At 34.1% G+C, this 14,730-nt stretch carries 10 protein-coding genes; 7 read left to right on the forward strand and 3 right to left on the reverse strand.

All coding sequences use genetic code 11. From position 1 onward, the window contains the following. Positions 1-16: 16 nt before the first annotated feature. Positions 17-1,687: a dihydroxy-acid dehydratase gene (ilvD, locus tag X929_RS06180; RefSeq protein WP_103067163.1), complete on the reverse strand. Its 1,671-nt coding sequence runs from the start codon at positions 1,685-1,687 to the stop codon at positions 17-19. A 54-nt stretch (positions 1,688-1,741) separates the two neighbouring features. Then, entirely contained in the window at positions 1,742-2,602 is an 861-nt protein-coding gene (pheA, locus tag X929_RS06185) for a prephenate dehydratase (RefSeq protein WP_169924980.1), read from the reverse strand. Positions 2,603-2,918: 316 nt separating this feature from the next. On the opposite strand from pheA, the gene X929_RS06190 reads away from it, so the two are divergent. Beyond that, complete coding sequence (locus X929_RS06190; RefSeq protein WP_211286745.1) at positions 2,919-3,119, forward strand: hypothetical protein; 201 nt, start codon at positions 2,919-2,921, stop codon at positions 3,117-3,119. A gap of 49 nt (positions 3,120-3,168) precedes the next feature. After that, positions 3,169-4,554 carry a sedoheptulokinase gene (locus X929_RS06195; RefSeq protein ID WP_103067165.1) on the forward strand — a complete coding sequence of 462 codons (1,386 nt, stop codon included), beginning with the start codon at positions 3,169-3,171 and terminating at the stop codon, positions 4,552-4,554. Positions 4,555-4,649: 95 nt separating this feature from the next. Here X929_RS06195 and X929_RS09700 read toward each other — a convergent pair whose 3' ends face one another. Further along, positions 4,650-4,820 (reverse strand): hypothetical protein, encoded by a 171-nt coding sequence (locus X929_RS09700; RefSeq protein ID WP_169924981.1) that lies wholly within the window; start codon positions 4,818-4,820, stop codon positions 4,650-4,652. A 469-nt stretch (positions 4,821-5,289) separates the two neighbouring features. On the opposite strand from X929_RS09700, the gene X929_RS06200 reads away from it, so the two are divergent. From X929_RS06200 to X929_RS06220, 5 genes are all read left to right on the forward strand, one after another. Beyond that, the gene (locus X929_RS06200) at positions 5,290-6,141 is read left to right on the forward strand and encodes a zinc-dependent alcohol dehydrogenase (protein ID WP_103067166.1); all 852 of its coding nucleotides are present in this window, start codon (positions 5,290-5,292) and stop codon (positions 6,139-6,141) included. A 13-nt stretch (positions 6,142-6,154) separates the two neighbouring features. After that, entirely contained in the window at positions 6,155-7,132 is a 978-nt protein-coding gene (locus tag X929_RS06205; protein ID WP_103067167.1) for an alcohol dehydrogenase catalytic domain-containing protein, read from the forward strand. A gap of 283 nt (positions 7,133-7,415) precedes the next feature. After that, positions 7,416-8,444 (forward strand): LacI family DNA-binding transcriptional regulator, encoded by a 1,029-nt coding sequence (locus tag X929_RS06210; RefSeq protein WP_103067168.1) that lies wholly within the window; start codon positions 7,416-7,418, stop codon positions 8,442-8,444. A 34-nt stretch (positions 8,445-8,478) separates the two neighbouring features. Next, complete coding sequence (locus tag X929_RS06215; protein ID WP_103067169.1) at positions 8,479-9,894, forward strand: L-fucose/L-arabinose isomerase family protein; 1,416 nt, start codon at positions 8,479-8,481, stop codon at positions 9,892-9,894. A gap of 358 nt (positions 9,895-10,252) precedes the next feature. Beyond that, entirely contained in the window at positions 10,253-14,716 is a 4,464-nt protein-coding gene (locus X929_RS06220; RefSeq protein ID WP_103067170.1) for an acyl-CoA dehydratase activase-related protein, read from the forward strand. Positions 14,717-14,730: the final 14 nt, after the last annotated feature.

The raw sequence follows: 14,730 nt of genomic DNA on the forward strand, positions 1-14,730 counted from the left end.
TCACCTCTCTAATTTTTTATTCACAAAAAGCTCCTTTATCAGCTGATTGTACATATCTGCTGTATCTGTCTAAATACCCACCTGTTTTTGGAAGTATGGGTTTAAAAGTATTTAATCTTGTCCGTAGTTCTTCTTCTGATATTTTTAAATTTAGGGTCTTTTCTGGGATATTTATTGACACTACATCCCCATCCTTTACAACCCCTATTGGTCCTCCTGCTGCAGCTTCAGGAGATACATGGCCTATGGCAGATCCACGTGTAGCTCCCGAAAATCTACCATCTGTGATCAACGCAACTTTTTTATCCAATCCCATACCGGCTAAAGCGGAAGTAGGTGCCAACATCTCTCTCATACCCGGTCCTCCTTTGGGGCCTTCGTATAGGATCACCACTACATCTCCTTCTTTAATTTCTCCTGCATAAATAGCTTTGATGGCTTTTTCTTCTTTGTTAAAAACCTTTGCTGGCCCTTCATGTACCAACATCTCATCAGATACGGCTATCTGCTTGACAATTGCCCCGTTGGGAGCTATATTACCTTTTAAAACAGCTAAACCTCCATCTTTATGGTACGGTTGATCTATCGGCATTATTACTTCATGGTCCACATAACTAACATTTTTAAGGTTTTCACCTAAGGTTTTCCCAGTTACGGTCAAACAATCTAGATGGAGCAAATTTTTTTTGGACAGTTCTTTAAGTACAGCAGGAATACCACCAGCGTAATGTAAATCTTCTATATGATGAATGCCTGCAGGAGATAAACTACATAGATGAGGTGTTTTTGAACTAATTTTATTAATAATATCTATGTCAAAATCGATCCCTGCTTCATGAACTATTGCGGGCAAATGTAAAGCCGTGTTCGTAGAACAACCTAAAGCCATGTCTAAAGTAAGGGCGTTTTCTACTGTTTTTTCGTTGAATATATCCAAGGGTTTGATATCATTTTCCACTAAATCCATTATCTTTTCTCCTGTTTTTGTTGCTAAAGCTCTCCTGCTAGAAAAAACTGCCGGAATCGTCCCATTTCCCGGCAGCGCAAGTCCTAAAACCTCTGTTAGGCAGTTCATTGAATTGGCAGTAAACATCCCAGCACAAGACCCATACCCAGGGCAGGCAGCCATTTCCATTTCATTTAACTCTTCATCAGAAATCTTATTGGAAACTCTTGCACCAACGGCTTCAAACATATCGTGTAAATCGATTTTTCTTCCCTTGAAATTTCCTGCGAGCATTGGACCTCCACTTACAACAATCGCAGGAATATTTAACCTTAAGGCAGCCATTAACATCCCTGGAACGATCTTATCGCAGTTGGGAATAAGAACTAATCCATCGAATTTATACGCCCTTGCTACAGATTCTATAGAATCAGCAATTAATTCTCTACTTGGTAATGAATAGTTCATACCGCTGTGTCCCATCGCGATACCATCACAGATTCCTATCGTTGAAAAGGCTAAAGGTAAACCTCCAGCTGCATATACGCCATTTTTTACACTTTCACATATTTCATTCAAATGTTTATGTCCGGGTATTATATCGTTCGCAGAATTAGCTATCCCAATTATAGGTTTATCGATCTCTTCTTTTGTCAACCCTAAAGCATAAAGTAAAGAACGATGTGGGGCTTTTGATACTCCTTTTTTAATTTCGTCACTTCTTAGCTTATTATCTTCCATATAATCCTTCCTTTCCATTATGTTTAAAAGTGTTGATAATATCCCCGGTAGAATTCATTCCCGTTCCTTCCATTTTGGATAACTTCCAAGAATTTTAAAGAAAGAACTCATTTTTTCTAATTTAACCAATGCTTCTCTTACATCTTTATCTTCTTTAAAACCTTCAAAATCTATATAAAAAGAGTATTCACCTAATTGCTTTTTAGTTGGACGCGACTCTATCCTTGTCAGATTTATGTCCTTTTCTTTGAAAGCTTTTAACATGTTGTATAGAACACCAGGTTCATTGTGCTTTGGAGAACATATTATCGAGGTTTTGTAATTTTTTGCTGTACCTTCAATCTTTGTAAACCTTTCGGAATTTGCAATTATGAAAAAACGAGTTGAGTTGTTTTTTGAGTCTTGAATATCTCTAGCTAAAACCTTTAAATTATAAATATTGATAATATTTTCCGAACCTATAGCTGCACTCTCTGGTACATCTTTAATCATTTCGCAAGCATTTGCTGTACTCGCGGTGAATATAATATCTGGATTATTCAATCTATTTTTTATAAACTTACTGCATTGTCCAATAGCTTGTTGATGAGAAAAAAGTTTTTTAACTTCTGCTAGGTCTAAACTTCCATAAGATACAAGAAAATGATTAATCGGGACAACACATTCACCCACTACATGAATATCAGATTTCTCGAATAAAAGATCCATCGTAATATTTACTGAACCTTCTACAGAATTTTCAATAGGTACAACTCCAAAATCTACTTCTTTATTTTGAACCATTTCAAATACGTCTGAAATAGATTGTAGTGGGATCAAAAAAACATTTTCACCAAAATATTTCATTACGGCGATTTCACTGAAAGTACCTTTGGGCCCTAAATAACCACATTTGAGAGTCTGATTTTTTTTCAAGACATCTAACTCCTTGAACTCAAAAATATTACGAAAATATTTTCAGGATTGTTAGAAAATGAAAAAAATTTCATTTTTCCTAATTATTGGTAACTATTTAAGATTAGAGTAAATTATTAGCGATTATACACTAAAATCTTCGTTTTTGCAAGATTTGAAAAAAATTTCATTAAAAGTCCTTTTAATTCCTTCTTTTATGGGTTTTAGAAAAAGGAGATTAAAACTGTCATGTTTAATTTTAATCTAAAATTTACCTAACGCAAATAGAAAATTTACTTTTTGCTTTCTAAAAAAAATGTACAGGAGGAAATGAAAGGTGGTAGAGATGGTACAATTTAAGAGGAGGGATATTATGGCTTTATTACAAGTAAATTTTATGTCAAAGTCTTTAATGAGAAAAGTGCCAATTATGGTGGTTTTACCGGTTGATAAATTAAATTTTTCAATTATGTTTGAAAACACAGACAATCGCAATAGTTATTTTAAAACACTATATCTTCTTCTAAAGTGTAGTTAAGTTGAAGGAAATAACTTTTGTATTGAGAATTAATTGGAAGGTGTATAAAATGAAAGTGTTGGGAATAGATTTTGGGACGACTTCTTACAGTGCATGCTTATACGATAGCAAAAGCAAAGAAATTGCCTTCGCCAATAAACAAAATACAAGTTTAATTTTCGATGGTTTAAAAAGTGAATTTGACATAAAAAAATTAGAAAGTGATTTTGATTCTTTTATACAGTATTTAACTAAAATTTTTGATTTAAAAGGAACCGAAGCTATTTCAGTTACTGGAAACATGCATAGCTTTTTTCTTGTAAAAGAAAACATTCCAACAACAAATATAATTACTTGGCAAGATCAAAGAGCTTTAGAAAAAAATGGAAATGGAATATCTTATGTAGATTATATTAATAAAAATTATAAATCGCTATTTTCTAAATTTCAATATTTACTAAGCCCAGGGTATGCTGTTACGACCTTACTTCCTTTACAAAAACTTATAAACACTGCTGGGTGTTCTCTTCGTTTTGCTCCAGATTTCATCGTAAAAAAGCTCATTGGGGATACTCCATACGATTCAATACCTATAGATCCTTCTATAGCGCATAGCAGTGGATTTTATGCATTAGAAAACAAAGATTGGAATTGGGAATTAATTAATGCGTTGGGATACACTGAAATTCACCTTCCTAAAATGGCAAAACCCGGAACTTTTATAGGAGATGTTGGAAAACACATCCCTCGATTAACTGGTACCCCGATCTTTTTAGGAATGGGTGACAATCAAGCATCAGTTTTAGGAGCAATTTTTGAAAAGAAACTTGAAACTTCTTACAACAAAACGAATTCGATGGTTATAAGCATAGGAACAAGTGGACAAATATCTGCTGTAGTTAAGGAAATTAAGAAGATTTCAAAATACCTAGATTATCGACCGTTTTTAAATAATTATTATTTATTAGTTGGGGCTAGTTTATCTGCTGGTAAGACTATTGAAGCCATCAAAGCTTTTATAAAAAACTTTATAAACTTGGCTTGTAAGAAAAATGTTGAAGACGATCAAGTTTACGAATTCATCAAGAATTCAATATTACCAGTTTCTCCTCTAAAATTTCGCACTACATTAAACGGTACACGTTATAATCCTCAATTGAGAGGGGCCATTGATAACATAAGTTTAAACAACTTTACAATTCAGAATCTAGTGACAGCAACTGCATATGGAATAGTTGAAGAACTCTACAAATATTATAGAGAAATGGATATCGATTATGAAGATATTATAGGGGTGGGAAATGGATTACAGAAAAACAAATATTTTATAAACATCATAAAAAAAGTCTTTAATAAAAATTTTTACCTAAGTAAACTGGAAGAAACTACAAGTTTTGGTGCTGCTGTGTGCGCAATGGAAGGAAAATTGAAAGGGGAGGTTGACTTTCAAGGATGAATAAAAAAGAAATCCAAGAACAACTAAAGAAACCCTTGATAGTTAAAGAAACAAGTTGCAATTACTAAACAAACAGTGATTCTTCCCACTGATTTTTAAATCTCTCCATTATTTTCAAGAAAAAGAACTTTCTGTCTCAGCATCTTAAATTTGTTTCTTCCATACAGTATCCAATTAATAACTTTCAGTTTATTCACAGAACCCTCTGCTAATCTTTCAATGTATAAAGTTTCTAACTGCTTGTATAACCCTTTTAAACCGTTCATAAATTTATCTATCTTTTGAAATAAGTGGTTCTGCTTCTTTGAACAGTATCGTATGCACTGTAATATTTTTTGTGAATTCTTTCCTCTAAAGTTAAAGTTATTACAAGATGAATTTGTAATCGCCGAACTAATAAAAATCAAGGAACATCTAAATATGTATTTCTCAAAGCATTATTTGAAAACTCTTGGTTCTACTAAACTGTGTGAGTATTTCAATTTAAATTCAGTATTTTTTCATATAGTAGTTGTAGTAAACGAAATCGAAATACAATAAATACAATTGAGAAGAGTTACCATATAATGAGCTTTGCTTGAACGACAAATAATAAAAACATGGTATCAAATAAATTATATATAGAAAGAAGGTAAACCTTTAATATTGAATGTATAAAATGTATAAAGGGTAGTTAAAGTACGTGTTTTAGAGATTCTAAATACAATAAAAATTATAAAGAGGAGATGTGTTAAAATGCTAAAAAGAGCGGTAATCTTTGAGCCTAATAAAATTGTGGTAAAAGAATATTCATTAGATCGTGAGCCAAAAAACGGCGAAAGTCTTTTAAAAATCTTATATTGTGGAATCTGTGGCTCCGATGTTCATGTTTTCAAAGGAAAACATCCTTTTGTTGAATTTCCAGTTTCAACTGGTCATGAAGTTATTGGAGTTGTTGAAAAATCCGATCTATTCAAAAAAGGTCAATATCTTGCTATTAGGCCTTCCGTTTGGGATAATGAATGTTACTATTGTAAACATGGAATGCCTCATATATACGAGCCCTTAAAGGTTAGAGGATTTCAAGAAGCTGGAAAAAAGGTTGCAGTAGTTGGCTTGGGAACAATTGGCATTCTTACGGCTGCCGTTTCTAAAGTTTATGGTGCAAAAGAGGTAATCGGGTTTGACGTTAATTCTTGGAAGGTGCAAAAAGCAAAAGAATTTAACTTCGTTTCAAATGCATTGTCCCCTCAAGAAAATAATAGTTATATGGATTTTGATGTTGTTTTTGAAGCTGTAGGGATACAATCTTCAATCGATACTGCTTTCAACTTAGTTAGAAAACGTGGTACAATTATCATAATAGGTGTTTTTGCAGGCCCCGGTACTGTTCCTCTTCATTTAATTCAAGATAGAGAGTATATCATAATGGGAGCCCTAATGTATACTGATGATGATTTTTCAGAATCAGTAAACTTAATTTCACAAAAGAGAATTAATACTCAAGCATTAATATCAAAAATTTTCGATGGAACAGATCACGTACCTGATGCATTTCAGTTTGCTTCTAGTGAAACAAATTCATTTAAAACTTTGATTAAATTATAAAGAAGGTGGGCTTATGGAAGCTGTTTACATAAAACAACCTCATCAAATTGAAGTAATTAATAAAGAAGAGCCATCTACAAAAGAAAATGAATCATTGATGAGGGTATTAGGCTGTGGAGTTTGTGGAACTGATTTAAAAATCTTTAAAGGAGAAACTTTGGCTACTTATCCTCTTATACCAGGGCATGAAATCGTTGGAGAAATAGTAAAATCTAGGGTATTTGAGAAAGGAACCAAAGTTACCATTGATCCAAATAGACCTTGTGGTGTTTGTCAGTACTGTAGGGAGGGCAAAATTCATCTGTGTGAGAATCTAAACGCAGTTGGTGTAAATAGAGATGGTGGTTTTGCTGAAATGCTAGCGGTTCCAAATGAACAGATTTATCCCTTAAACGAAAATATACAAGTAAAAGATGCCATATTTGCAGAGCCTCTTTCCTGTATAGTCCACGGAATAGATCTTTCTAATTTCTCTTACACTGATGAAATAGCAATAATAGGTGGAGGAGCAATAGGTTTGATCTTCGCTATGCTGTTAAACAGATTTTCAGTAGGAAAAACTACCATATTTGAAGTTTCTCAAGAAAAAATTGAATTTATAAAAAAAGAATTTCGTTTAGAAGTCGAAAATCCTGACAATAATCCTCAATCTAAAAAATTTGATAAAGTATTTGAATGCTCTGGAACTATTTCTGGTTTTGAAAGCGCTTATACTTTAGTAAAAAAAGGTGGAAAAATTATAGATTTTGGAGTTACACCAAAGGGATCGAAATCAAAGGAAGTAGAGCCTTTTAAAATATATAGTGAGGAAATTTCGATCACGGGTTCTTATGTAAATCCTTTCACTATGCAAAGAGCTGTGAAAATTCTTAATAGTAATGAATTCTCTTTTCAAAAATTATTAACCGATGTTGGTGATCTTTCAGAAATAAAAAAGTATATATCTTCTGACAAAAAGCCTTTCTTAAAAGCAGCATATATAAATCAATAGAATTAAAACATAACAAACGATCCCATCTAAATATTAGATGGGATTTTTATTTACATAAAATTTACAATAAATTTTCTTTGATAAATAAAGGGTTTCTGATAATTTTATCTAAAATCTGCCAATTTTCGTCCAAAATTTGGAATTATTTCCAATTAAAGCCAATTGTTATCAAAAAGCTTCAATTTACTCGTCGAGAGTTAATTTTGATTTTATAGTTTATTAATTTATAATAAGAATTAGTAACGCAAACGATTGCTTAACAAATGCTTATGGAGGTAATACCATGCAAAAACCAACAATAAAAGACATTGCAAAAGCTTTGAATATCTCTCCTTCTACAGTTTCAAGGGCATTGTCTGGTAAACCTGGAGCAAGTGAAGAATTAAGGAGAAAAGTTATAGATACCGCTCAGGAATTAGGATATATGAAAAATCTATCCGCAGGTACCCTTAAAAATTCAAAATCAAAGATCATTGGTGTTATAGCGTTTGACATAAGGAACCCTTTCTTTTTGGAATTTTTAAAAGGAGTAGAAGATGTTTTATTCCCACGTGAATATAAGATTTTGTTAAGTAATGTCGATGAGAATGTGGATAAAGAAAAGACCTATTTAAACTGGATGATCGGTCATGGCGTTGAAGGTATTTTAGCTTCGCCGGTTACAGAAAAAACTGGTAAAAGTAATTTGAGATTATATCAAGATTTTTTTAAAATGGGCATTCCAATAGTTTTCTACGACAGGTTGTTTTACAATCAAGATCAGTTTGATCATGTTATTGTTGACAACCAAGATGTAATCATTCAAGCCTTAATACATTTAAAAGAAAATGGTCATGAAAAGATAGGCATTTTTTTATCTAAAAAAGGAATATTCACTATAGAAGAAAGGCTCAAAGGATTTCTAAAAGGTTGTAAACTGTTGAATATTCCTGTAAAAAAGGAATGGATCTGTGAAGATATATACCCTCATGAAAAAGCTATAGAAGTTTTAAATGGGCTAAAGAGAAAAAATAATTTACCAACGGCGATAATAGCAACAAACAACAATTTAACTAAGTATATAGTCTACGCAGTTAAAAAAAATAATATAAAAATCCCTGAAGAACTGTCTTTAATTGGATTTGATGATTCACTTGAAAATGAATTGATTGATCCACCTTTAACGACTATAAAACAACCAATATTAGAAGAAGGTAAAATAGCTGCTACATCTTTACTATCAAGGATAGAAGACAGATATGCCAGACCTATGAGGGTAGTATTAAAAGGAGAATTAATAGAAAGAAAATCAGTAAAGAATTTGAAATCATAACAGATAAAAAAATCCAAGAGGAGGTTATTTATATATGCAAAAGAGAAAAGTTGGGATAATCACGTTTTCAGACGGTAGAGATTTTGTTCATGAGGAAACCTTAGAGATGAACAAAAAATTTGAAGATAGGTTAGTAAAAGCGTTAGAAAACACCGGTGAAGTGGAAGTAGTTAGAGCTTCAGACATTGTAAACAAGCCATCCAAAGCAAAAAAAGCTGGAAAAGAAATGATGAAAGCAGAAGTGGAAATGACGATCTTCAATTATTCTATATGGTGTTGGCCTCACTTGAGCGTTATGGCTTCACTTTATGCCCCTGGACCGTATTTAACTTATGGCCAAATAAATCCAAAGTATCCTGGAATGGTAGGATTGTTAGCTGCAGCTGGTGCATTAGAACAAATGGGAATATTCCCAGAAAGAGTTTGGGGAGAGCCAGAAGATCCAACGGTTTTAGAAAAATTGCTTAAATTCATACGAGCCGCCAGTGCTGCTCATAGGTTAAAAGGAGAAAGGTATGGAATGTTTGGTGGAAGACCCATGGGAATGTACACAGCATCTGCCAATGGGGATCAATGGATGAAAGAATTTGGAATTGATGTTGAACAGGTAGACCAATATGCATTGGTTTTAAAAGCCGAAAACATACCATCCCAGAAGAAAAAGAAAGCAAGAGAATGGCTTGAAAAATTAGCAACTGTTAAATATGACGGCAATAGACTCACCCCTGAAATATTAGAAAAACAGATAGGATTATATTACGCTGCACTTGAAATTATAAAAGAAGAAGAGCTTGATTTTGTTGGATTCAAAGGACAACCTGAAATGACAAATAATTATGCAACACTAGATATTGCAGAAGCTTTTTTAAACGATCCGTACGATTTTGATGGTTCAAAGGAACCAATTGTAGCTGCAACAGAAACAGATATGGATGGAGCTTTAACGATGGAAATCTTTAAACATATTGCTCAAACTCCTGTACTTTTTGCTGACGTAAGACATTACTTTAAAGAGGAGAATTTATTGGATTTAGCAAACTCTGGACAGCATGCAACTTATTTTGCAGGTAAGTCTAATAGACCTGAAGAAAATTTGAAAAACGTGATTATACATCCAGAAGATTTTTATTTCCCAGCAGGTGGTGGAGCGGTTAAACACTTTGCAGCTCCGGGAAGAGTCACATTAGCAAGACTTGCAAGACAGGATGGAAATTATGTAATGACGATAGTTCCCGCTGAGTTTGTTGAACTTTCTGAGGAAGAAAAGAAAAGGCTAAGTGAACAAGTGCAAATTGAATGGCCACATGCATATGCTAAATTAGATACTGATATGGATACCTTTTTGGAATATTATCCATGCAACCATACACACGGAGTATATGGAAATTATATAGATGAGTTGGTACATTTTTGTAAGATAAAGGGCATCGATTATCAGATTTTGGATTGAAAAAGCTTCGCATAGATTGATTACACTATAATAAAAATATAAAACGCCTGGGAGGAACTAATTATACAAGAAGTTGTATGAAAATACTAAAGAAATAATGAAACAATTATAGGCCTGTTGATTGAAAAATTTAATCGGTATTGAGTTATAGCCCCTTAATGGGGCTTAATTTTTTGTTTGTTATAACATCTTAAGAAACTTGATTATGATTGTAAAATGGTATATCATAGTAGAGAGAATAAAATATAGAACAAAGGCTCATCTGGGCGGGCTGGCTGAGAACCAAAATGCCATTAAAGCAATTGTGAGAGTTTATAAATAAAGTGATTTTTACAATTTTAAGGAGTGAAAAAACAACATGTATTACGTTGGGTTTGATATAGGCTCATCGAGTATTCATGTAGCGGTTATTGACCAGGAAGGAAAACTAAAATACGTTAAAGAAAATATCCCACATTTTGGCGTGCCTTTAAAAAGACTACCAGAGATATGGGAATCGATAAAGCCTGAACTTGATGGGAAGATACTTTCCACGTCTTTCACTGGAATAGGAGCACAACTTTTCAACAAGATTTTTCCTAATCTTTTGTTTGATTACGAAAGTGTTACTATTCCCAAAGGCGCTTCATTTCTTGAACCCAATGTTTCTTATGTATTCCACATTGGTGCTAAGGATTCCTATTTTCTAAGACTTGGACATCTTAAAGAAAAGGTAAACCTTTTAGAGTGGTCAGCTAATAGCAAATGTGGTGGAGGTTCAGGAATCTTAGTTGAAAAACAGTTGAAAAGGTTATATTTAAAAAACGATTCTGATTTTTTTAAGTTAGATGATTATTCGCATAAAATCGAACTTATGAAAAAATTATATGCACAAGCTGAGAACGAGGTGAAAGATTATAGTGATATTCAGGGCTTCAACGCGAGATGTGGTGTTGTAATTCAATCAGATTTGATACACGAACAAAACGAAGGTGCTGAAAGACCTTTTTTGGTTGCAAAATTATACTCTACAGTAGCTAGGAATTATAAAAATGATGTGATTGGAGCTAGAGAACTTGATCCATCTCTGGGGGCTATAGCTACGGGCGGTGTTTTTTCAAGTGATTATATTCTAAAAAGTTTCAATATTTTAACCGGTTTAAATGTAAAAAGACCAATGCACCATACAGGGGTTGCAGCAATTGGAATAGCTTTGGAAGCGTTAGAAAAGAAAAACAAATTTGTGATAGATTTTAACCGACTTTCTGAAATTTCTAATTTCACCAAGAGTAAACGTCCCTCTGCTAAACCTCTTTATGCGTTCCTTGATAAAGTTCACAACTATGAGGGAAAAATTGAACAAGTGCAACCTGATGAGGTTAGAGATGTTACTATTGGAGTAGATGGTGGTTCAACTACCACAAAAGCTGCAATTGTGGACGTTGAAACTGGAGCCCTCTTAGACAAAATATATATCAGTACCCACGGCGATCCAGAAAGTGCTCTTAAAGAGGTGTTTAGACACTTAGCCAATAAGTCTAACAATTATAATGTTCTCGGAGTATGTACCACGGGATCAGCCAGAAAATTGTACGAAAGAATTTTGGTGAGTCAAAACAAAAAAGAAGCTTTAGAAGAGGAAGGATACACAGTTTTAGATGGAGCCGTTGATGAAGTCACATGTCACGCTAAAGGAATTAAATTCCACGATGAAAAAATAGATACCATATTTGAAATCGGTGGACAAGATATGAAGTTCACTTCTTTCAAACTAAATGGAGAAGAAGCTACTGATCAGATAAAAGAGGCTAGGATGAATTACTCATGTCAAGCAGGCGCAGGTCAAACATTGGAGAACATGGCCCAACTGTTAGGCTTAGATGTCAAATCGACACTTCAAGAAGCCGCATTGAAGGCAGAAAAAGTACCGATTATAGATTCTACATGCGGTGTTTTCATGGAGATGGAAGAAAACCGTTTAATTTCCGAGGGTTTTTCACAAGAAGAGATAGCCGCAGCCATAATAAGATCCACTGCAGCAAGCTATTTTAATAAGTTCGTTGGGGGTCCACAACATGTTCAAAACAAATGTTCTTGTCAAGGTGGACCGGCCTTAGGGAAAGCTTTTCTGGCAGCAATGGCACAAGTTACAAACAAAGATATCTATGCCTATCCCCACAGAGAGTTGTTTGGAGCATGGGGAGCAGGTCTTTTCCTAAGGGAAGAGATATTGAAATTGAAAAAAGAAGGAAAAGAAGTGCGTTCGGCTTTCAGAGGCTTTGAAGTAGTGGATATGAAATTTGAAAAAGAAGAGGTAATGTGTTCAGATTACTTTGGCAAATTGTCCTGTAAGGTAAGAAACTGCAAATTAAAAGTCTTTACTATAGCAGGCGAAAAAGTTATAACCGGTGGTTTTTGTCCGAGAGGTAACAGTGAAGGGGCAGAAAAAACAAAGGTAGATTATGTTGAAGTTTTTCATAGATTGTTTGAAAAACATTTCGAAGGTATAAAATACGAACAGTTAAACGAAACAAATGTCGATAATGAAAAAACGGTAGGTATTCACAGAGCTGGAGTAACCTTAGGAGAAATAGGTATTTGGTCTGCTGCATTGTTGAGTAAAGTTGGATTTTTACCAGTATTATCTCCAGTCTCAGATGAAGGAATCGCACAAAGAGGTATTAATATTGCTCCTACGGAGTTTTGCATAGCGATGAAACTCGTTATAGGTCACGGGGATCTGCTGGCAAAAGATAAAAGGATAAAACATCTGTTTAACCCCTCGGTTATTGAAGAAGTAAGAGATAAAAAACCTATGAGAAAATTTTGCATATATACTGAGGCTGAAGGTTACTTGTTGCAAGACATATTGGGATTAGAAGAAGATAGAGAGATTCTGCCTGTTCTTTACTGGAAAGATAAAGAAAGGTCAGCTCAAGCGATATATGGTGAATTAAAAAGAATTGGTTACAATATTTCTAAAGAGGAGATATTAGAAGCTATCGATTATGCGGATCAAAAGTTAGAAGCGTTCAAAAGCGATTTACACAAACAAGGGGAAAGATTCTTAAACAAATTAGAAAAAAGTGAAGAGATAGGGTATGTAGGATTAGGGAGAGATTATGTGGTACTAGACCCTCAAGCTTCCTCACAATCAGGTTCTATGTTCACCAAACAAAGAGGTATGAATTATATCCCTCAAACTTTCTTGGAAGAGTATTATATAGATATTCCTATAGATAACCTTTCTTTCAACGAATACTGGTATCAAAATTCTCATATCCTTCAAGCATCTATATTCGTGGCAAAACATCCTAAACTATTTCCAATAAGACAGATGAATTTCGCTTGTGGACCAGACTCGGTGAAGTTTTATCATGAAGATGAGATATTCAAAATAGCAGACAAACCGTTTTTGCATTTAGTAACAGATGCTCAAACCAACAACGCGCCCTTTGTTACTAGGGCTGAGGCTCATGATCGTGTTGTAAAAAAGAGTAAACCAAAAACGGATTTGGAGTTCAAAGATTTTGTCTTATTCCCGGATGGTCATAAGGACAAATTAAAATTGGGGCAAAGGCAGTGGCTCATTCCTTACATGGGTGAAGCAAGTAACCTGGGAAAAGCTGTGTTAAAACATTATGGAATAGAAGCCAAAGTTTTACCAACAGCCACAGTTCAAGCTAAGGAAGCGGCGGATAGGTTTATCACAACGGAAGTTTGCTTCCCGTTAAGGGGTGTCGTTGGTGACGCAATGGCAACCTTGGAAGAAATAGCCAAAGATAAAGGAAAGGATTGGATAAATGACAATACTGTTATTTTTTTACCGACCACTTCTGGGCCATGTCGTTTTGGAAAGTATGGAGAAGTTCTTAAGATTTTTTTACACAAAGAAGGACTAGACAACATTCCTATAATCAGCCCATCTGTTGATACAGGTTACTTACAGATAGAAGCACCAGAACAGTTTAAAACCATTTACCAAAAAGCCGATGCATTAATAAACGTATTTAGGGCAATAAAAATGGCGGATATGACAGATGATTTAATTAGAAGATTCAGACCGTACGCCGATGATTTTATTGATTTCGATGAAACTACCCAAAAACTATGGAAAAATTTACAACAATTACTGATAGAAAAAGGTGGTTCTATAAAATATCTAAAAAGATGGGTGAAAGATGCTATAGATACTTTTACAAGATTATCCCCAAGTGCAAAAGAGCATTCACTGCCTTTAGTATTATATATAGGAGAAATATATTCAAGGCAACACGATCCATACACAGATTATGTAATGCAAAGAATAGAAGAAGAAAGGTTAGAAATAATAAGAGGAACTATTGCTGAATGGTTGGAATATGTTATTTACATTAACGAAAGGAGAAATCCCAACTTACTTTTCAGATTTGTGGATAATTACATGGGCTTCACCGATTGGCGTTTCAAGAAAATTTTCGGGAATTATTCTAAAGACCATGCCGTTTTACCTAAACCTCAAAAAATCATCGATGACATGCAAAATAGTAGAAAGTATCACGGTGATATTGTAGGAGAATCACCTTTAGTAATTGGAATATTTCTAAAATTCTTAAACGGTGAATTAACAAAAGGTAGACAAAAAGTCTCCGGGATTTTCCATGTAGGTCCTTTTACTTGTATGCAAGAAGGAGTAGCGATGGCAAAAATGGATGCCATCGCCAAAGAAGCATCAAAAAGAGATCCTTCGTTAGTTGTCCCGATGGTACATGCTTTTTTCGGTGATTCTGCCAATACGAATCTAGAAGCTGAAATCGCGGCGTTTAGAGAACAATGCTATCTCAAACAAAAATTGACAAAATAAGGACCTACTTTAAT

This window comes from Petrotoga olearia DSM 13574, from assembly GCF_002895525.1.
Lineage (GTDB): Bacteria > Thermotogota > Thermotogae > Petrotogales > Petrotogaceae > Petrotoga > Petrotoga olearia.